General features: G+C 65.2%; 17 protein-coding genes. 7 read left to right on the forward strand and 10 right to left on the reverse strand.

Annotated features, from left to right (window positions below; translation table 11 throughout):
- Positions 1-8 precede the first annotated feature (8 nt).
- The 3 genes from pqqC to pqqA form a co-directional block, all read right to left on the reverse strand.
- The gene (gene pqqC, locus XH96_RS09405; RefSeq protein WP_028177527.1) at positions 9-788 is read right to left on the reverse strand and encodes a pyrroloquinoline-quinone synthase PqqC; all 780 of its coding nucleotides are present in this window, start codon (positions 786-788) and stop codon (positions 9-11) included.
- Complete coding sequence (gene pqqB / locus XH96_RS09410) at positions 785-1714, reverse strand: pyrroloquinoline quinone biosynthesis protein PqqB (protein WP_194392254.1); 930 nt, start codon at positions 1712-1714, stop codon at positions 785-787. Before pqqB ends, pqqC begins: the two co-directional genes overlap by 4 nt.
- A 134-nt stretch (positions 1715-1848) precedes the next feature.
- Complete coding sequence (gene pqqA / locus XH96_RS09415; protein ID WP_007595659.1) at positions 1849-1929, reverse strand: pyrroloquinoline quinone precursor peptide PqqA; 81 nt, start codon at positions 1927-1929, stop codon at positions 1849-1851.
- Positions 1930-2176: 247 nt separating this feature from the next.
- Between pqqA and XH96_RS09420 the strand changes: the two genes are divergently transcribed.
- From XH96_RS09420 to XH96_RS09445, 6 genes are all read left to right on the forward strand, one after another.
- Positions 2177-2434: a hypothetical protein gene (locus XH96_RS09420; RefSeq protein WP_028177529.1), complete on the forward strand. Its 258-nt coding sequence runs from the start codon at positions 2177-2179 to the stop codon at positions 2432-2434.
- A 251-nt stretch (positions 2435-2685) separates the two neighbouring features.
- On the forward strand, positions 2686-4086 hold the full coding sequence (locus tag XH96_RS09425) for an amidase family protein (RefSeq protein ID WP_194392255.1): 1401 nt from the start codon (positions 2686-2688) through the stop codon (positions 4084-4086).
- Between the two features lie 2 nt (positions 4087-4088).
- A complete protein-coding gene (locus XH96_RS09430; RefSeq protein WP_194392256.1) occupies positions 4089-4565 on the forward strand; it encodes a glutathione peroxidase in 477 nt (158 codons plus the stop codon).
- An 11-nt stretch (positions 4566-4576) separates the two neighbouring features.
- Positions 4577-4819 (forward strand): DUF3297 family protein, encoded by a 243-nt coding sequence (locus XH96_RS09435; RefSeq protein WP_029674077.1) that lies wholly within the window; start codon positions 4577-4579, stop codon positions 4817-4819.
- A 110-nt stretch (positions 4820-4929) separates the two neighbouring features.
- Complete coding sequence (tarD, locus tag XH96_RS09440) at positions 4930-6099, forward strand: D(-)-tartrate dehydratase (protein WP_194392257.1); 1170 nt, start codon at positions 4930-4932, stop codon at positions 6097-6099.
- Positions 6100-6447: 348 nt separating this feature from the next.
- The gene (locus tag XH96_RS09445) at positions 6448-6732 is read left to right on the forward strand and encodes a GIY-YIG nuclease family protein (RefSeq protein WP_194392258.1); all 285 of its coding nucleotides are present in this window, start codon (positions 6448-6450) and stop codon (positions 6730-6732) included.
- A gap of 143 nt (positions 6733-6875) precedes the next feature.
- Here the strand turns inward: XH96_RS09445 and XH96_RS09450 are convergent, their stop codons facing one another.
- Positions 6876-8228 carry a malonyl-CoA decarboxylase gene (locus XH96_RS09450; protein ID WP_194392259.1) on the reverse strand — a complete coding sequence of 451 codons (1353 nt, stop codon included), beginning with the start codon at positions 8226-8228 and terminating at the stop codon, positions 6876-6878.
- A 172-nt stretch (positions 8229-8400) separates the two neighbouring features.
- A complete protein-coding gene (locus tag XH96_RS09455; protein ID WP_194392260.1) occupies positions 8401-9276 on the reverse strand; it encodes a helix-turn-helix transcriptional regulator in 876 nt (291 codons plus the stop codon).
- Between the two features lie 50 nt (positions 9277-9326).
- Here XH96_RS09455 and XH96_RS09460 point away from each other — a divergent pair, with 50 nt between their 5' ends.
- Positions 9327-10499 (forward strand): MFS transporter, encoded by a 1173-nt coding sequence (locus XH96_RS09460; RefSeq protein WP_194392261.1) that lies wholly within the window; start codon positions 9327-9329, stop codon positions 10497-10499.
- Positions 10500-10773: 274 nt separating this feature from the next.
- On the opposite strand, the gene XH96_RS09465 is transcribed toward XH96_RS09460, so the two are convergent.
- The 5 genes from XH96_RS09465 to XH96_RS09485 form a co-directional block, all read right to left on the reverse strand.
- Positions 10774-13932: an efflux RND transporter permease subunit gene (locus tag XH96_RS09465; RefSeq protein ID WP_194392262.1), complete on the reverse strand. Its 3159-nt coding sequence runs from the start codon at positions 13930-13932 to the stop codon at positions 10774-10776.
- 13 nt (positions 13933-13945) lie between these two features.
- Positions 13946-15139 (reverse strand): efflux RND transporter periplasmic adaptor subunit, encoded by a 1194-nt coding sequence (locus tag XH96_RS09470; protein WP_194392263.1) that lies wholly within the window; start codon positions 15137-15139, stop codon positions 13946-13948.
- A gap of 252 nt (positions 15140-15391) precedes the next feature.
- Positions 15392-16387, reverse strand: coding sequence for an NAD-dependent epimerase/dehydratase family protein (locus tag XH96_RS09475; protein ID WP_194392264.1), 996 nt, complete (start codon positions 16385-16387; stop codon positions 15392-15394).
- A 69-nt stretch (positions 16388-16456) separates the two neighbouring features.
- Positions 16457-17527 (reverse strand): hypothetical protein, encoded by a 1071-nt coding sequence (locus tag XH96_RS09480; RefSeq protein ID WP_194392265.1) that lies wholly within the window; start codon positions 17525-17527, stop codon positions 16457-16459.
- A 99-nt stretch (positions 17528-17626) separates the two neighbouring features.
- Complete coding sequence (locus XH96_RS09485) at positions 17627-19120, reverse strand: NAD(P)/FAD-dependent oxidoreductase (RefSeq protein ID WP_194392266.1); 1494 nt, start codon at positions 19118-19120, stop codon at positions 17627-17629.
- Positions 19121-19173: the final 53 nt, after the last annotated feature.

Below are 19173 nucleotides of genomic sequence, written 5' to 3' on the forward strand. Positions count from 1 at the left end.
CTAGTCCTTCAGCTCGCTTTGGGCACGAACGCGCCCGGCGGAATGTGGCCCTCGACATAGGCGTGCTGGAGCGCATCCAGTTGCACCCACAGCACGTTGGTCTTGAAGATCAGCGCATTGCAGACGGAGGCGCGCTCCTCCGGCGTCCTCGCATGCGTCTTGACGTAGTCCAGCGCGAAATTGGCATCGCGCGGCGCCTGGGTCAGGCGGCGCTTGAAGTAGCTCATGATGTCGGGATTGACGAAATCGTAGTGCTCCAACATGCCGGCGATGCGCTCTTCATGCAGGTTCGGCGCGAACAGCTCGGTGAGCGAGGAGGCGATCGCCTCCAGCGGGCTCTTCTCGCGGCAGTAGTGGACATAGGCCTCCACCGCGAAGCGCGTCGCCGGCAGGATGCCTTCGGTGGATTCCACGTAGGCCGTATCGAGCCCGAGCCCTTCGGTCAGCTTCAGCCAGCGCTCGATGCCGCCTTCGCTGCCGACATCGCCGTCGTGGTCCTCGATACGATGGCGCCATTCCAGGCGGGTGGCGCGGTCGCGGAAGCGCGAGATCACCACCGCGTCCTTGATCGGGATTGTGCTCTGGTAATAGTAGCGGTTGAGCGCCCAGGCCTGCACCTGGCCCTTGTTCAGCTTGCCGCCATGCAGCAGCTTATGGAACGGATGCAGGCTGTGATAGCGCGTCGCCCCGATATGGCGCAGCGTCGCCTCGAGCTCTTCGGCGCTGGTGAGCCTGATGTCCTTGCCGATCGAGAGCGCGGTCATTCCAGTCAGTGATGCGGCGTTCACAGCACGATCTCCGTTCCATCCGCGGGTATCTGCCAGCCCGCCTGCTCGGCGGCCTTGCGCTCGGGCGAGCCGGGCAGCAGCGCCGGATTCGAGTTATTGATATGCAGAAACAGCTTCCTGTCGATACTGAGGTCGGCCAGCCGCGCGATGGCGCCGTCGTCGCCCGACATGGCGACATGTCCCATGCTCTTCCCGGTCTTGTGGCCGAGGCCGGCCCTGATCATCTCGTCGTCGCGCCAGACCGTGCCGTCGAAGAACACCAGCGCGGCGCCGTCAATCCGGGCCTTGAGCGCGTCGGTCACCTCGGCACAGGCCGCGATGAAGTAGAAGCACTTGCCCGTCGCCTTGTCGGTGATCTCAAGGCCCAGCGTGTCGCCGTCGCCGCTCTCGCCGCCCGGATGCGCCTTGCCCTCCAGGTACCAGGCCGACTTGCCCGGCACCGCGAAGGGCAGCACCTCCAGGCCGGAGCGCGCACCATCCGGCAGGCGGGGCTCGAACGGCTCGCGGAGAGCGATCGGCTGGCGCTTCACGTTCTTCTCGTTCAGCACGTTGAAGATGCTGTTGGTGCTGAGGATCGCCAGCACCTTCTCGTGCGCATACACCGTAAAGGGCGAGCCTTCGCGCATCGACAGCAGGCCTGCCACCGCATCGACTTCGCTGTTGGTCAGGATCACGCCCGCAATCGGCGTGTGACGCAGTGCGCCCGCCTTGGGGTGCAGCTGTGGCGTGGCATTCACTTGCTGTCGCAGGTCGGGGGAGGCGTTGATCAGGAACCAGTGCTCGCCGTCGCCGCTGAAGGCGACCGAGGCCTGGGTCCTTTGAAGCTCGTGGCCGCCGCTACGGGCCGCTCGGCAGCCCTCGCAGCCGCAATTCCATTGCGGAACTCCGCCGCCGGCCCCGGCGCCCAGGACGACGACGCGAAGCATGATCCGTCTCCTGGAAGGTAAAGTCGCGAGGTGGATCTCAGGCCCACACAAATCCTGTCTTCCGGAAACGTATCGTGACCGAAAGAGTTCAGGCTGAAAGATCCACCTGCGCGGAACGCAATCGCACCGACCGCTTACTTGCGGGTGGCGCTCACATACATGTTGATTTCCATGCCGCAGGGCACTTCGACGATCTTCGGGGCTTTCCAGGCCATTTCGGCTCTCCATATTCGCGAATTCGGGACGTATCCGCCCACCTGTTAGACTAATGCCGGCGGAGAACTTCGCCAGTGAAATTTTCCCGAGAAGGTCATGCTGCGCCGCGAAAAATGCTAGGGGAACATCACTTCTGAAGCGCTGCCTTGCGTCAGACGCATTCGGTCGCGAACCCTGCCCTGATAAAGCTGTTGTGGAGTGCAGTGCAGCTTCAATCCGATACAGGCGAACCAACTGGATCTCGATATGCCCAGATACTTCTTCAACACCCGTATCGGCGACGAGCTGATCGTGGACCCCGACGGCGAGGACCTGCGCAACCCTGACCGCGCCTGGGAGGTCGCCCGCCAGATGATCCTGGAGGTGGTGAAGTCCGAGGGCGCACAGCCGGCGCTGCTCGAGGCGGTCATCGAGGTGACCGACGATGATGGGGAGATCGTGCTGGAGTTTCCCTTCACCGAGGCGCTGCTCGACATCCCCGACCAGTCCGCGACAAGGCATTAGAGGCCGCCCAACTGCCTCCACCGTCATTGCGAGCCACCGGGTCCGCGCGAAGCGCGGCCCGATGACAGGCTCCGCGAAGCAATCCAGAATCCCTCCGCGGGGATAGTCTGGATTGCTTCGTCGCAAGGGCTCCTCGCAATGACGGCGAATGAGGCGCCGCCCGGCACCAAACCCGTCTTTCACCCCCGCGAAATCCGCATGGCTTTGCCGCGTTCGCGGCGCTAAAAGACGCCGATTACACGGAGCAAGCCATGCAAGATCTCTGGCGCCTGTCGGCCGCCGACCTCGCCACCCTCGTCAAAGCCAAAAAGGTGTCCGCCAGGGAGGCCGCGCAGGCCGGCCTCGCCCGCCTCGACGCCGTCAATCCCCGGCTCAATGCCGTGATCGATCACCGGCCCGAGGACGTGCTCAAGCAGGCCGACGCCGTCGATGCCGCCATCGCCCGGGGCGAGGACCCCGGTGTGCTCGCCGGCGTGCCCGTCACCATCAAGGCCAATGTCGACCAGGAAGGCTTTGCCACCACCAACGGCCTGAAGCTCCAGCGCGACCTGATCGCGCGCGAGGACAATCCGGTGGTCGCCAATTTCCGGAAATCGGGCGCCGTCCTGCTCGGCCGCACCAATTGCCCGGCCTTCTCCTACCGCTGGTTCACCACCAATCTCGTTCATGGCGATACCAAGAACCCCCGCGACGCTTCGCTGACGCCGGGCGGCTCCTCCGGCGGCGCCGGCTCGGCGGTCGCGGCCGGCATCGGCCACATCGCGCACGGCACCGACATCGCCGGTTCGATCCGCTATCCCGCCTATGCCTGCGGCGTCCACGGCCTGCGCCCGACGCTCGGCCGGATCCCCGCCTTCAACCCGGCGCTGCCGGAGCGCCCGATCGGGCCGCAGATCATGGCGGTGTCGGGACCGCTGGCGCGCACCGTCAACGACATCAGGATCTCGCTCGAGGCGATGTCGGCCCGCGACATCCGCGATCCCTGGTTCGTGCCGGTGCCGCTGCAAGGCCCCGCGCGGGACAAGCGCGCCGCGCTCTGCCTCAACCCGGGCGGCCTCGCCACCACGCCGGAGGTCAAGGCCGCGGTGAGCGACGCCGGCAAGCGCCTCGAGCGCGCCGGCTGGACCGTCGACATCATCGACGACACGCCGCCGATGCGCGAGGCGGTGGAGTGGCAGATCAAGCTCTGGCTCGGCGACGGCTTCGAGGCGCAGCTCGAGATGGCCGAGCGCGAGGGCGATCCCGGTGCGCTGGCCTGCCTGCGCGGCAACCGCGCCAGGGTCACGCCGATGGACCAGGCGAACTACGCCAAGGCGCTGACCCGAAGGGCCACGCTGACGCGCGAATGGATGTTGTTCTTCGAGAAATATGCGGTGCTGCTGACGCCGGTCTCCGGCGAGCTGCCGTTCCCGGATCATCTCGACCGCAAGGACGACGAATCCTTCAAGCGGGTCTGGGAAGCCCAGCTGCCGCAGATCGCCATTCCCTTCATGGGCCTGCCGGGCCTCGTGGTCTCCACCGGGCTCGTCGGCAAGGCCCCGGTCGGCGTGCATATCGTCTCCGGCCGCTACCGCGAAGACCTCTGCCTGCTCGCGGGCGAAGCGATCGAGGCCGGCGGCGTGCCGCCGTCGCCGATCGATCCCGTGGGCTAGCGATGACCGTCATCTACGACTTCAAGGCCAACTCGCTTGCCGGCGAGGAGGTGCCGATGAGGCGTTTCGAGGGACAGGTGCTGCTGATCGTCAACACCGCGAGCAAATGCGGCTTCACGCCGCAATATCGCGGCCTCGAGGATCTCTACCGCGATCTCTCGCCGCGCGGCTTCTCCGTGCTCGGCTTTCCCTGCAACCAGTTCGGGGCGCAGGAGCCGGGCCGGGCGAGCGAGATCCAGGAGTTCTGCTCGACCAATTACGACGTCACCTTTCCCCTGTTCGAGAAGATCGACGTCAACGGGCCGAAGGCGCATCCATTGTATGAGTATCTGAAACGTCAGCAATCCGGCCTTCTCGGCGCCTCCATCAAATGGAATTTCACCAAATTCCTGGTGGATCGTGCCGGCAAGGTGGTCGCGCGCTACGCGCCGACCGCGCGGCCCGAAGGATTGCGGCAGCAAATCGAGACCCTGTTGTGAGCGAGACAATCATGAGCGATGAATTTCCGGACCGCCTCTCGGTCGATCCGAACAGCCCCTATTACAACGCGGACATCCTGGCGCGCGACGTCGGCATCCGCTTCAAGGGCATCGAGAAGACCAATGTCGAGGAGTACTGCATCAGCGAAGGCTGGGTCCGCGTCACCGCCGGCAACGCCAAGGACCGCCACGGCAATCCCCTGACCATCAAGGTGCATGGGCCGGTGGAGCCGTATTTCAGGGATAAGAAATAGCTCTCTGTCATTCCGGGGCTCGCGAAGCGAGAGCCCGGAATCTCGAGATTCCGGGTCTGGTCCTTCGGACCATCCCGGAATGACGCGGTAGTAGATCGAAAGCCACCTCCATGTCCGTCCGCATCGTCGACGTCCGCGAGATCACCAAGCCGATCTCGTCCCCGATCCGCAACGCCTATATCGACTTCACCAAGATGACGACGAGTCTCGTCGCCGTCGTCACCGACGTCGTGCGCGACGGCAGGCGCGTCGTCGGCTACGGCTTCAACTCCAACGGCCGCTACGGGCAGGGCGGCCTGATCCGCGAGCGGTTCGCCGCGCGCATCCTCGAGGCCGATCCGAAGTCGCTGCTGGATGCGGCCGGCGACAATCTCGACCCCGACAAGGTCTGGGCCGCGATGATGACCAACGAGAAGCCGGGTGGTCACGGCGAGCGCTCCGTCGCGGTCGGCACCATCGACATGGCGGTGTGGGATGCGGTGGCGAAGATCGCCGGCAAGCCGCTGTTTCGCCTGCTCGCCGAACGTCACGGCCTGACCGCCAATCCGCGCGTCTTCGTGTACGCCGCCGGCGGCTACTACTATCCCGGCAAGGGCCTGTCGATGCTGCGTGGCGAGATGCGCGGCTATCTCGACCGCGGCTACAACGTCGTGAAGATGAAGATCGGCGGCGCTCCGATCGAGGAAGACCGTAAGCGCATCGAGGCCGTGCTGGAAGAGATCGGCAAGGACGCGCAGCTCGCCGTCGACGCCAACGGCCGCTTCGACCTGGAGACCGCGATCGCCTACGCCAAGATGCTGCGCGACTATCCGCTGTTCTGGTACGAGGAGGCCGGCGATCCCCTCGATTACGCGCTGCAGGCTGCGCTCGCCGAATTCTATCCGGGCCCGATGGCGACAGGCGAGAACCTGTTCAGCCACCAGGATGCCCGCAACCTGATCCGCTACGGCGGCATGCGCCCCGACCGCGACTGGCTGCAATTCGATTGCGCACTGTCCTATGGCCTGTGCGAATACCAGCGCACGCTCGAGGTGTTGAAGACCCACGGCTGGTCGCCCAGCCGCTGCATCCCGCACGGCGGCCACCAGATGTCGCTCAACATCGCCGCCGGCCTAGGCCTCGGCGGCAACGAGAGCTACCCCGACCTGTTCCAGCCCTATGGCGGCTTCCCCGACGGTATCAGCGTCGAGAACGGCCACATCACCATGCCGGAGCTGCCAGGCATCGGCTTCGAAGGCAAGTCGGATCTCTACAGGGAGATGAAGGCGCTGGCGGAGTAGCCCGGCTGCCGCCACACACTCTGTCATTGCGAGCACAGCGAAGCAATCCAGAATCGTTCCGCAGAGACAGTCTGGATTGCTTCGTCGCAAAGGCTCCTCGCAATGACGGTGGAGGGGGCGGTGTCATCCTCGGGCACCTTGGTCCGCGACACAAGGCAATGCTGAATTGCGCGAAGTGCCGCCATACACTCCGTCATTGCGAGCGCAGCGAAGCAATCCAGAGTCTTTCCGCGGAGGCAGTCTGGATTGCTTCGTCGCAAGGGCTCCTCGCAATGACGATGTGGCGAAAGCCTCGGAATCATCTGTTGGTTGTGGTATTGTAGCGGCTGTCCTCAGCCGAGCACGATCATGAAGCGGCCCTGCGTTTACATGTTTGCCAATCGTCGCAACGGGACGATCTACACCGGCGTCACCTCGAACCCGCCGCGCCGCGCGTTCGAGCATCGCGAAGGCCTCGCGAAGGGCTTTTCGTCGAAGTACGGCTGCAAGCTCCTCTGGTACGAGCTGCATGCGACCATGACCGATGCGATCACGCGCGAGAAGCAGATCAAGGGCGGCAGCCGGGCCAAGAAGCTGGCGCTGATCGAGAGTGTCAATCCGGGATGGATGGATTTGTACGAGACGCTGATCTGATCGCTTTAGTCGATGACAGCGAGACGCAAATTGCCGCCATACACTCCGTCATTGCGAGCGCAGCGAAGCAATCCAGGATCTTTCCGCAGAGGGAGGCTGGATTGCTTCGCTGCGCTCGCAATGACGACGACTGAGCGTGTCCCCTACGACAACCGCATATCCAGCAGCCTTCGTCCCTCGCCCTTCAACAGCTTCTTCACCGCGCTCGACGCCACGACCTCGCCGTCGTTGGCATAGGCTTCGTGGTTCTTCTCGATGTCGTCGAGGCGGTAGAGGTAGTTGACCATGATGCCTGCCGACTCGCGCAGGCCCTTCGGCGAGAGGTCTCCGAGCCAGTTGATGCGCTCGAGCCTCGCGCCGTTGCCGAGATGGAAGCGGGCGACGGAATCGATCAGCCGGCCCTTCGGCGTGCGTGCCTTGAGGAAATAGTGCGCCGCGAGCGGCTCCAGCACGCTGCGCAGCAGCGCCGCCGTCTCGGGACTCTCGAACCATTTGGGCTCGTCGAGACGCTTCAGCACCTCGCGGTCCTCATCCGACAGCGGCAGGTCCTTGTCCTGCCTCACCCAAGCCATGAAGCCGGGCACCGGAGACAGCGTCACGAAGGTGTCGAGCTTCGGCAGTTCGCGGCGCAGCTCTTCCACCACCTGCTTGATCAGGAAGCTGCCGAAGGAGATGCCGCCGAGGCCGCGCTGGGTATTGGAGATCGAATAGAACACGGCGGTGCGCGCGCGCTCGATCGGCAGGTACTGGCGGTCGACCGCAAGCAAGGGCGCGATCGCGCCCGGGATGGTCTCGGTCAGCGCCACCTCGACGAAGATCAGGGGCTCGTCGACCATCGCGGGATGGAAGAACGCGTAGCAGCGGCGGTCGACCGGATCGATGCGGCGGCGCAGATCGTCCCAGTCGGAGATCTCGTGCACGGCTTCGTAGCGGATGATCTTTTCGAGGATGTTGGCCGGGGTCGACCAGTCGATCCTGCGCAGCACGAGAAACCCCCTGTTGAACCACGAAGAGAGAAGGTGCGAGACGTCGCGGTCGAGCGCGGCGAGATCGGTGTGCCCGTTCATCATGCCGAGCAAATCGGCGCGCATGTTGACGAGATCGCCGGTGCCGCCGGGCGCACGGTTGAGGCGGCGGATCAGCTCCTGCCGTCGCGGCTCCGAGGCGAAGTGCAGCGAGCTCGCGTCCTCGTCGCTGGGCTCGGCGCGCCATTTCTCGATCGCCCTGGACAGGCGCTCCCGATCGGGACCGAAATCGCGCACCAGCCCCTCGAAGAAGGCGCGGCGTCCTGCCGCATCCAACTCCCGGTAGATGTCGAGCACCTCACGCGCCATCGCGGTGCCGGAGGCTTCGCCCCGGCCCGACAGCAGCGCATCGCAAAGCTCGATCAGCGCATCGGCGTCCCGCCTGGTATCGGCGGAGTCCCCGCGGCGAAGCAGCGTGCGGCCGCGCTCGGAGATGGTGGCGAGCAGGTCGGAGAAGAAGGCATTGGCCATCTGGGCTTTTCGTTTCCGGGTTTGTGCGTTGCGGAAGTTTACACAAGATTTGGACGGAAGCCGATCACAATCAAGCGCAAGTTTATCGCATGTGAAACCAGGCTATGTCTCCAAAGCACGCTGTCATGCCCCGGCTTGACCGGGGCATCCAGTACGCCGCGGCTTCTCGATGCTAGCCGAGCCGTCTCGGCGTACTGGGTCGCCCGGTCAAGCCGGGCGACGACACCGCGTGAGTGGCAAATTCCGTCGGCGTGCGCCCCGTCACCTGGCGGAACGCGGCCGAGAATGCCGGCACGCTGGCATAGCCGAGCTGGGTGGCGAGCTGCTTCACCGACACGCTCGCATCCGTCGACAGGCGCTGGATCGCGGAGGCGATGCGGGCGCGCTGGCACCAGCTTTTGAAGCTCAGTTGCGTCTCGCTCGAGAACAACCGCGACAGCGTGCGCGCGGAGGTGCCGACCTCGCGCGCCAGCGCGTCGATGTCGTGCAGGCCGGTGGGGTCGTCGAGCACGATCATGGCGGCGCGGCGGCAGCGCGGCTCGCGCGGCAGTGGCACGAAGGTGGCGGAATCCTCGGCCTGGTGCAATTCCAGCATCACCAGGCGCACCAGCAGCTCGGTCCGCTCCTCCGTATTGCGCGCATCGAACAGCGCCAGGATCGCCTGGTTCAGCAGCGGCGACACCCGGACCACGAATTCCCTGGTCAATCCCTCATAGCGCTTTTCGCGCTTGAGCCAGGGCAAGTCGAAATACAGCGTGCGCATCTCGATGTCGGCGAGCAGGTCGATGGCATGTTGAAGCCCGGCCGGCACCCAGACCGCGCGGTCCGGCGGCACCAGCCAGCGTCCCCCGGGCGTCGTCACCTGCATCGTGCCCTTGGCCGCATAGATCAGCTGCGCCTCGCGGTGCAGGTGCGGATTGATCCGCATGCCCCTGGGATAGTCGCGCGCGACCAGGTGCACGCCCGCAGGCGAGCGGTGATTGCTCCTGACCTCCCGCAGGATTGGCGTTTCCAAGATTGGCCTTTTCAAGACAGTCATTGGCAGCATCCCGTCATGGGCACGACATATAACTCATTTCGGAGCAGGAGAGGATTCGCATGAACAGCCCAAGCCGGGTCATCAGTTTCGTCAACGCCGGCCATTTCATCGACCATTATGCGATGCTGATCTTCGCCGCCGCCGTCATCATCATGGGCCCGGCGCTCGGCATGGCCTATTCGGAACTTTTGCCCTACGCGACACCTGGCTTTGTGGCGTTCGGCGCGGGGTCGCTGCTGACCGGCTGGCTCGGTGACCGCTGGAGTCGCCGCCACATGATGCTGATCTTCTTCGTCGGCATCGGTCTGTCCATGATCGCTGTCGGCTTCGTGCAGACCCCGGCGCAGCTCGGCGCGGCGCTGCTCGCGATCGGCATTTTCGCCTCGATCTACCACCCCGTCGGCACCGCCATGATCGTGTCCTATGCCGACCGGCTCGGCCGCGAGATGGGCATCAACGGCGTCTGGGGCAATCTCGGCGTCGCCTCCTCGGCCCTCGTCACCGGCGTGATCGGCCAATATTTCGGCTGGCGCTTTGCCTTCATCGTTCCCGGCGTGGTCACCATCCTGATCGGCATCGGCTTCGCGATGAGCGTCGTGCACGAGGACCGCAAGGGCTCGAAGCAGGCGGCGGCCCAGGCGCGGGTGGCCAAGCAGGACATGTGGCGTGTGATCCTGGCGCTGCTGATTGTCGTGATCGCGATCTCCACGACCTTCAACGCCGTCACCGTCGCGCTGCCGAAACTGTTCGCCGAGCGGCTCGCGGACCTGACCAGCAGCCCGGCGCTGCTCGGAATCATCGCCGCCTGCGTCTACGTGTTCGGCGCGATGACCCAGTACACGATCGGCCGGCTGCTCGACCGCTATTCGCTGAAGACGGTGGCGCTGCCGCTGTCCTTCATGTTGGCGCCGTTCCTGTATCTCGCCGCCAGCCTGAACAATCTGCCGCTGATCCTGGTCTCGATCGGCATCGTCATGGGCGCGTTCGGACAGGTCACGGTGAACGACGCCATGGTCGGCAAGTACACCACCGAGGAGTGGCGCTCGCGCGCCTATGCGGTGCGCTATTTCGTCGGCTTCACCGCGGCCGGCGCCTCCGTCGGCCTGGTCGCCTGGCTCTACGAGCAGGGCGGCTTCGTCACCATGCTGCACGCCTTCGCCGCGCTCTGCCTGCTCGCGATCGCTGCCGCGCTGATCCTGCCGCGCGAGATCAGGACGCCGCAGACGGTGTGAGCCGAACTCTCTCCACCGTCATTGCGAGGAGCCCTTGCGACGAAGCAATCCAGAATCTTTCCGCGGAGGGATACTGGATTGCTTCGCTGCGCTCGCAATGACGGAGGATGAGGAGGCACCCTCGCCATGCCGCTACGATGCCATTCTGCCAGTGTTTTGCCCGACGGAGCAACCGTTTTCGACAAGCCCGAAATATTATCGAGCCTTTTCAACCCCATCCCTACTGTGCACGGGGTTGTTTTCGCACTTCTTGTTTTGAGCGGACGAAAGGAAGTTAGGACTTCACCTCCGCCACCGGGTGCGCCTTCGGCGCCTTCTTCGAGGCCCGCCAGTTCTCGAAGCGCTGCACCACCACGAAGAAGGCGGGCACGAACAGCACCGCGAGGCAGGTCGAGGCCAGCATGCCCGAGAACACGGTGATGCCGATCGACTTGCGCGCGCTGGCGCCGGCGCCGGTGGCGAGCACCAGCGGCACCACACCGAGGATGAAGGCGAAGGAGGTCATTAGGATCGGGCGGAAGCGGGCGCGCGCGGCTTCGATGGCGGACTCCATGATCGGCTTGCCCTCGCGGCCGTGCAGCTCGAGCCCGACCTCGACGATCAGGATGGCATTCTTGGCCGAGAGCGCGATCAGCAGGATCAGGCCGATCTGGCAATAGAGATTGTTGTCGATCTTGAGCCCGGAGAGGATCAGCATCGGCCCGAGCAGCGACAGCGGCACCGCGAGGATCACCGAGATCGGCGCATACCAGCTCTCATACTGGCCGGCGAGCACGAAATAGACCAGCAGCATGGCGAGGCCGAACACCCAGTAGATCTGGTTCGAGACCGCCTTCTCCTGATAGGACATCGCCGTCCATTCATAGCCGGTGCCGGGCGGCAGCGTCTTGTCCGCGATCTCCTCCATCAGCTTCAAGGATTGGCCGGAGGAGTAGCCCTGCGCCGGCAGGCCGATCACGGTCGAGGACGGATAGAGGTTGTAGAGGCTGATCAGCGACGGGCCGGTGGCCGGCGTGATCGTGGCGACGGTGCCGATCGGGATCATGTCGCCGTTCGAGTTGCGCACCTGCATGTTGGCAATGTCGCGCTCGGTGACGCGGAACGCCGGATCGGCCTGGGTGTAGACCTGGAACACGCGGCCGAACTTGTTGAACTGGTTGACGTAGGACGAACCGAGATAGGTCGACAGCGCCGAGAACACCTGGTCCGTCGTGACGTGCAGGGTCTGGGTCTTGACGCGGTCGATCTCGACGTTGAATTGCGGCACCGACGAGCGGAACGAGGACTGCACGCGCTGCAGCGCGCTCTGGCTCTGGCCGTTGCTGACCATCGCAGTGGTGATCGCCTGCAGCTTGGCGAAATCGCTGTTGCCGTCGCGCAGCTCGACCTGCATCGAGAATCCCGCGGCGTTGCCGATACCCTGGATCGGCGGCGGCGGCAGCACGATGGTGCGCGCTTCCATGATGGTCGCGAGCTTGTCGTTGAGGCCAAAGACCAGCGAGCGCAGATCCTCGCCGGGCCCCTTGCGGGCCTCCCAGTCCTTCAGGATGATGTAGGCGACGCCGGCATTGGCGAGGCTGGCGCTGTTGTCGAGCGCCGAGATGCCTGCGATGGTGATGACCTGCTGGACTCCAGCGGTGTCCTTGATCAGCTCGCTCGCTCTGTCGAGCACCTTCTGGGTCCGCTCCAGCGCGGCGCCGTCGGGCAGCTGCACGGCGGCGATTAGATAGCCCTGGTCCTCGATCGGCAGGAAGCCGGTCGGCACCCGCGACAGGCCGTAGACGCTGGCTCCGATGATCAGCAGCGCGACCGCGACCGAGATGGTGGCATGCCTGACGAGGAACGTGATCAGCCTTGTATAGCCGCGCTCGACACGGGCATAGACCGCATTGAAACCGCGATAGAAGAAATTGCGCTGCTCCGGCGGCACTGGCGGCCGCAGCCAGAGCGCGCATTGCGTCGGCTTCAGCGTCGCCGCGTTGATGGCAGACAACAGCGCGGTCGCGGCGATCACCAGCGCGAACTGCGAATAGATGCGCCCGGTAAGTCCTGCGAGGAACGAGGCCGGCAGGAACACCGAGATCAGCACCAGGGTGATGCCGACGATCGGCGCGAACAGCTGGTCCATCGCCTTGATCGCGGCATCGTGGCCGTTCATGCCCTGCTCGATGTTGTGCGCGGCGCCTTCGACCACGACAATGGCGTCGTCGACGACGATGCCGATCGCGAGCACGATCGCGAACAGCGTCGACATGTTGACGGTGAAGCCGAGCGCCGCCATCGCGGCGAAGGCGCCGATGATGGTGACCGGTACGGTGGTCGCCGGCACCAGCATCGCGCGCCAGTCCTGCAGGAACACGAGGATCACGACCAGCACGAGCAGGCCGGCCTCGATCAGGGTCATGTAGACCTCGTGCACCGAGGCCTCCACGAACTTGGTGGTGTCGAACGGCGTGTCGTACTTGATGCCTTCCGGAAAGCGCTTGGCGAGCTCGGCCATCTTCTTCTCGACGGCCTGCTCGACCTGGAGCGCATTGGCGCCGGGCGACTGGAAGACGCCGATGCCGACCGCCGGCTGCTTGTTGAGCGAGAAGATCTGGCTGTAGGTCTGCGCGCCGAGCTCGACCCAGCCGACGTCGCGCACCCGCGTGACGTCGCCGTTGGTGCCTGACTTGACGATGATGTTCTCGAACTGGCCGACGTCGTCGAGCCGTCCGTTGACGTTGAGCGTGTACTGGAACGCCTGTCCCGGCGGTGTCGGCGGCGCGCCGATCTGGCCGGCCGAGACCTGCTGGCTCTGCTGCTGGATCGCCTGGATCACGTCCTGCGGCACGAGACCACGGACTTGCAGCTTGTTGGGATCGAGCCAGATCCGCATCGAATACTGGCCGGCGCCGAACACCGTGACGTTGCCGACGCCGGGCAGGCGGGAGAGCTCGTCGCGAATGTTGATGGTGGCGTAGTTGCTCAGGTACAGGCTGTCGTACTTCGCATCCGGCGAGGTCAGCGTCACGAACAGCAGGATCGAGGTCGACCGCTTCTGCACGGTGACGCCCTGGTTCTGCACCGCCTGCGGCAGTTGCGACAGCGCGCTGGAGACGCGGTTCTGCACCAGCACCTGCGCGAAGTTGAGGTCGGTGCCGATCTTGAAGGTCACGGTCAGCGTGTAGGTGCCGTCGGATCCGCTGTAGGACTGCATGTACAGCATGTCCTCGACGCCGTTGACCTGCTGCTCGATCGGCAGCGCGACGGTGTCGATCACGGTCTTGGCGCTGGCGCCGGGATAGCGCGTGGTGACCTGCACCGTCGGCGGCACCACGTCGGGATATTGCGCGATGGCGAGGTTGAACAGCGAGACGCCGCCGATCAGGATCATCAGAAGCGCGATGACGTTCGAGAGGACCGGCCGCTCGATGAAGAATTTCGAGATCATGGCTGGCAGCCCCTCACTTGGCCGAGGCCTGAGACTGGTCGATCTTCGTCGCTTGCGGGTCGATCTTCTGGCCCGGGATGACGCGCAGCAGCCCCGCGATCACCACGCGGTCGTCCGGCTTCAGGCCGCTCTCGATCACGCGCAGGCCGTTGTCGACGGAGCCGATCTGCACCATGCGCTGCTCGACGATGTTGTCGCCGTTGACCACCAGCAGATAGCGACCGCCCTGGTCGCTGCCGAGCGCGGTGTCGGGAACGAGCAGGGCGTTCTTCTCCTGGTCGAAGGGCACGCGGACCCGGACGAAATAGCCGGGCAGCAGCACCCGCTTGTCGTTGGGAACGAGGCCGCGGACCGCCAGCGTGCCCGTCGACTGGTTCAGGGTTGGCGCAACGTAGTCGAGATGACCTTCGTGCGGATAGCCGGTTTCGGTCTGGAGGCCGATCTGGATCGGAAACTGCTTGAGGTTGGCGGCGGTCATCCCGCGGCGTGCCGCTTCGGCGCGAATGCGCAGCACGTCCTGTTCATTGACGGTGAAGTTCACATAGATCGGGTCCATCGCCACGATGGTGGCGAGCTGGGTCGGCGAGGAGACGCCGACGAGTTCGCCGATCGAGACCATATGGGCGCTGACGATACCGTCGAATGGCGCTGTCACCTTGGTATAGCCGTAATTGACTTCGGCGAGCTTGGTGTTGGCCTGGGCCTGCTGGAGATTGGCCTGGGCGTTGTCGCGGTTCGAGGTCGAGGTGTCGAGTGTGGCCTGGGAGACCGCCTGGCGCTGCACCAGCTCGGCCTGCCGCTTGTAATCGGCTTCCGCCTGCCGCAGCGAGGCCTGCGCCCCGGCCTCGGCCGCCTGCGCCTGCTCGAGCTTGAGCTTGTAGGTCTCAGGCTCGATCGTGAACAGCTGGGTGCCTTGCTTCACGAAAGTGCCGTCCTGATAATCGATCGTTTGCAGAAAGCCCTGCACGCGTGCGACCAGGTCGACGCTCTTGATCGGAGCGGTGTTGCCGGTGGCCTCGATGTAGCGCGTCACCGGACGCTGCACCGGCGTCGCGACGTCCACCTTGGGCGGCGGCGGAGCCACGAACGTGTTCTTGTCCTCGCAGCCGACGAGCACGGCCATGGATGCCGCGATGGCCAGTCCCCGCCCGATATGTCGCCGCACTCCATTGCGCCGTGCGGGAGATGCGGGATTCGCTGAGGTCATTCGGTGGTCCCCGATGAGTGTCTGTCGGTGCGGCAGGCTAGCAACAAATGACTGGCCGTGGAACACCATAGCCATGGCAGTCCCCGGCCTTGCAGCGCAAGGTGCAGTGTGGCCTTTGGCAGATTTGTCGTCACAGACCGCTTCGCACTGGGTGCACGATCGACCACAACCAGCGGCACGCCGCGCAAGGCCCACGACAACAGTGGGCCTGACTCATCCATCGGGATGGCATGGTCCATCGGCGTGATGGGGCTAGATCCGGGTCGCAGCCGCCCCTTGCGCATGCCAGGCCGCAAGCACGTCCCGCTCCTCATCGGCGGCAAGCCCGATGACCGGACCGTTGCTGGCGTTGAGCCATTGAAGCGTGTCGAGAGCGGTGACCGCGACCGGTCGCGAGATCAGTCCGGCCGCGCGTGCCGGCGAGGTGTCGCGTGTCAGGAATCCGGCGAAGTCGGGCAGGGGCAGCCACATCGGCAATGATCGCGGACCCGCCCAGCGCCGCACGTCATGCGTTTCGAGGAAGGCGCGCTCGACCCAGGTGAAGGTGCATGATGCGTTCAGCGCGGATGCGCACTCGGCCAGGAATTCGCCGCGCGTGCGAATTGGCCCGATCCCATCATAGATTCCGGTGAGGCGAATCTCTGCCGCATGCACGATCCATTGCGCGAGGTCGCGCACGTCGATGAACTGGACCGCATCTTCAGGCGATCCCGGCGCCAGTACCTCGCCGCCGCGCGCCAGCCGCGCCGGCCAGTAGGCGAACCGCCCGGTCGGGTCTTCCGGCCCGGCGATGAGGCCGGCCCGGCAGATGAAGGCGTCGTTGCCGACCGCTTGTTCGCAGGCGACCTTGGCGGCGCCGTAGATCGCGTCGGTGCTGTGCTCGATCTCCGCTGAACTGGGCTCGCGCAGCGGCGCGGTGTCGGCGCGTTGCCCCGGCACGCGGTTGTCCGCATACACACTGATCGTCGACACGAAGGTCCAATGCACGCCCGGCCGCTTCAGCGCGGCGACCGCTCGGCTGACCTGGCCGGGATGACGCGAGACATCGACCACGGCGTCGAATGTCTCGCCCGCAAGCGGCGCAAGACCGTCGGCGACGTCGCGGTCGATTCGCACGAAGCGCGCGCCCGCGGCAATCGGCCCCGCAAGGCCGCGGGCAGCGCAGGTCACGTCATGGCCGGTCGCGCAAGCATGGCTTGCGATCGCGCGCCCCAGAAACTGGCTGCCGCCGAGAATGAGAACGCGCATGAACCGGGGTCCCGTGTGGCCAATGAGATCGCGAGACTACAACGTCAGGTGGCGGTTGCAACCGATCCATCAGCGCGGCCTGATCTCCGCATATTTCGCCATCGCGCGCTCGAACTTCCGGTTGAACAACCACATGGCAGCGAGGATCTCGCGGTAGCTTGCCGAGCTGCGCGCCCGGTCGGCCTGTCCGAAGGCAAAGATGCTGTTGTTGCGCAGGTGCTTCATGATCGTGGGGCTGGAGACCCTGTAGTTCAGGAGATCGCCCGATTTGAGCGCGGACCTGGTCGGGGTCGGCACGATCTGGATCAGCTCGAACAGCTTCATCTGGTCGATCGGGTCAGGCAGCGTCTTCACGATTCCAGGGATCTCCCGGAACAGGTCGGCGTGCGCGTTCATCAGGCCGTTGCGCACGTTGGTCCAGTGGTTGAAGCGGTGATCGGTGCCGCGGGCCCGGACCTCTTCCCTGTCGTCGCGCGCACTCAGCCCCGGATCGATCGCGGCGATCTCGCCCTTGATGGCCTCCCATTTCCGGTGAGCGTTGCGGTCTTCGGACGGCCCGGTCTGGAAGCTGCCCATATAGGTGTTGGAGCGCGCGTTGCGGACGTTCTGCTTGCCATTGGTTTCCGCAAAGAACAGCCCGAGGCTGATGCGCCCCGCAGTCTCGGCATGCTCAGGCGCCAGCCCCTTGGCGCGCGCGATCGCAACGGCGAGATCGACCACGTCCTTGAACGGCGTTGGCGAGTCCTGCGCGCTGGCAGGCGGTGCCTCCATGATGTCGAACAGCTTTCCATACTCGTCGACCAGCGGCTCGATGTCGGCATCGAAATAGGCGGGTGGAATCTCGAACTTGTTGGGCCGGCCGATCCGCGACGGCATCGCGTCGGTCAGGTCCTTGTAGCTGCTGATGACGGCGACGCGCGCGAGGTAGAGCGCCTGTCCCGGCAGGTTCGGCAGCGGCTGCTTCGCTTCGATCTGGCGCCGTCGCTCGGCGAGGATGGATTTGAAATCGGCGAGCGCGCGATCATAGGCGGCAAGTGCCTCCGATTGCCCGGCCGTGAGCGCGCCTTGTCCCATGGCAGGCGCCGCGAGAAGCAGGGCAAGCGCGGCGACAATCGCGGCGGCGTGACGTCTTGGTTCCATCGCGGGCTCCCGGGCCGGCCGATTCGGCAACCGGAATCGTAGGCAATACGGGCTGGACTGGCGAGCCGCGAGTTCGGGCCGGCGCCAACCCGCCAGCCATCACGCCGTCACCGCGTACTCCGGCGCGGAAGCCAGGAACTTGGCATATTCATCGGCGTCCGGCGGCAGGAAGCGGCCCGCGAGCCCGCCGCGCTTCTGGGGCTTCGCGCCGATGTCGGCCATCAGCTCGTCGAAATGACGGTAGTGATAGGGCGCGACGCACAGGCCGCCATAGACGCCCGCGGCCGGCCGCTCGACGCGCTTGAAGTGCAGCATCATCTCGATGTTGTCGCGCATCGCTTGCGCCGTCGGCTGGTTGGCGAGCTGACCGTCGGCATAGCGCACCAGCCAGTTGGCGGCGAGGTCGGCGCAGAGCACGGTGCAGAACGACGAGTTGAAGCCGACGAAACCGAGCTCCGGCAGATCGGGATTGGTGATCAGTCGATAGAGTCGGTACTGCCCGTCGGCATCGACCAGCTTCTGCTTGTAAGCTTCGGGAAGGAACGGCACGCCGAGCTTGTAGCCGATCGCAAGCACCGCGACGTCGGCACCCACGCGCTCGCCGCCGCTCATCACGATGCTGTCGCCTTCATAATGGTCGAACGTGCCGAACACCGCCTTGATGCGGCCGTCGGCGACCATCGGGTAGAAGCCCGGCGTTGCGATCGGTACCGAGCAGTTGACGCCGTCCTCGATCCGCTCCTTCGGCACCATCTTGCATTGCTTCAGCTTGAGCTGCGCCTTCAAGAGGCTCTCCAGCCCGCGCCAGTTCGCCCAGACCAGCGGCGCGGCGATGCGGTGCGCGAACCGCGCCATCGCGCTCGCGCCCCAACCCGGAAACATCTCCTCCTGCGCGCGGATGTAGAGGATGCGCTTGAAGTTGACGAGGCCGCCGATGAAATAGGGAATGCGCCACACCGGCTGGCGCATCACGATCGTCACCTCGCGCGCGCCCGATTTCACCGCGTTCACCGCGATGTCGGTCGCGGACTTCGAGCCGCCGAGCACGACGACGCGGCGTCCTTTCGCCAGCGTCTGATCCCCGTATTTCGACGAATGCAGGATCTGGCCGCCCTGTGCCAGGAATGCGTCCTCGCCGGGACAATGCAGCTCACGTGGCTCGTTGAACTGTCCGGTGCAGACCGCGACGAAATCGAAATCCTCGCTCGTGGTCGTGCCGTCCTTGTCCTTCAGGGTAAGCGTCCAGCCCGGCTTGCCGTCGGCGCGGCGCGCCATGCCGGTGATCTCCGTGTTCAGGCGCAGCATGCGGTCGAGGCCAAAACTCTTGGCGTAGTCGGCGAGGTAGGCATGGACCTGCGGTCCGGTCGGCCATTCCGGATAGGCGTCCGGCATGGCCCGATCGGTGTAGCGGTAGAGCTCCTTCGGGCTCTGCGTCTGCACGTCCGGGTAGGAGCGCGCCAGCTCCCAGACGCCGCCGAGATCGGCGCTGCGCTCGACGATGGTGACGCGGTGGCCGCGGGTGGAGAACGCTTTTGCGGCGGCAAGTCCGGAGACGCCGGCGCCGATCACGCAGACTTGCTTGGGGTTGACCATGGGATGGCTCGCAATCAGTGTGTTTTCGCGCAAGCGGCCACGTTCGGCCGCAA

The sequence above is a fragment of the Bradyrhizobium sp. CCBAU 51765 genome, assembly GCF_015291725.1.
In the GTDB taxonomy this organism is placed as follows: domain Bacteria; phylum Pseudomonadota; class Alphaproteobacteria; order Rhizobiales; family Xanthobacteraceae; genus Bradyrhizobium; species Bradyrhizobium liaoningense.

Bases quoted from the DNA above. Each gene is read 5' to 3' on its own strand.
- pqqB (WP_194392254.1), bottom strand. From the start codon at position 1,714: ATGCTTCGCGTCGTCGTCCTGGGCGCCGGGGCCGGCGGCGGAGTTCCG.
- pqqA (WP_007595659.1), bottom strand. From the start codon at position 1,929: ATGGCCTGGAAAGCCCCGAAGATCGTCGAAGTGCCCTGCGGCATGGAA.
- XH96_RS09420 (WP_028177529.1), top strand. From the start codon at position 2,177: ATGCCCAGATACTTCTTCAACACCCGTATCGGCGACGAGCTGATCGTG.
- XH96_RS09425 (WP_194392255.1), top strand. From the start codon at position 2,686: ATGCAAGATCTCTGGCGCCTGTCGGCCGCCGACCTCGCCACCCTCGTC.
- XH96_RS09430 (WP_194392256.1), top strand. From the start codon at position 4,089: ATGACCGTCATCTACGACTTCAAGGCCAACTCGCTTGCCGGCGAGGAG.
- XH96_RS09435 (WP_029674077.1), top strand. From the start codon at position 4,577: ATGAGCGATGAATTTCCGGACCGCCTCTCGGTCGATCCGAACAGCCCC.
- tarD (WP_194392257.1), top strand. From the start codon at position 4,930: ATGTCCGTCCGCATCGTCGACGTCCGCGAGATCACCAAGCCGATCTCG.
- XH96_RS09445 (WP_194392258.1), top strand. From the start codon at position 6,448: ATGAAGCGGCCCTGCGTTTACATGTTTGCCAATCGTCGCAACGGGACG.
- XH96_RS09450 (WP_194392259.1), bottom strand. From the start codon at position 8,228: ATGGCCAATGCCTTCTTCTCCGACCTGCTCGCCACCATCTCCGAGCGC.
- XH96_RS09455 (WP_194392260.1), bottom strand. From the start codon at position 9,276: ATGCTGCCAATGACTGTCTTGAAAAGGCCAATCTTGGAAACGCCAATC.
- XH96_RS09460 (WP_194392261.1), top strand. From the start codon at position 9,327: ATGAACAGCCCAAGCCGGGTCATCAGTTTCGTCAACGCCGGCCATTTC.
- XH96_RS09465 (WP_194392262.1), bottom strand. From the start codon at position 13,932: ATGATCTCGAAATTCTTCATCGAGCGGCCGGTCCTCTCGAACGTCATC.
- XH96_RS09470 (WP_194392263.1), bottom strand. From the start codon at position 15,139: ATGACCTCAGCGAATCCCGCATCTCCCGCACGGCGCAATGGAGTGCGG.
- XH96_RS09475 (WP_194392264.1), bottom strand. From the start codon at position 16,387: ATGCGCGTTCTCATTCTCGGCGGCAGCCAGTTTCTGGGGCGCGCGATC.
- XH96_RS09480 (WP_194392265.1), bottom strand. From the start codon at position 17,527: ATGGAACCAAGACGTCACGCCGCCGCGATTGTCGCCGCGCTTGCCCTG.
- XH96_RS09485 (WP_194392266.1), bottom strand. From the start codon at position 19,120: ATGGTCAACCCCAAGCAAGTCTGCGTGATCGGCGCCGGCGTCTCCGGA.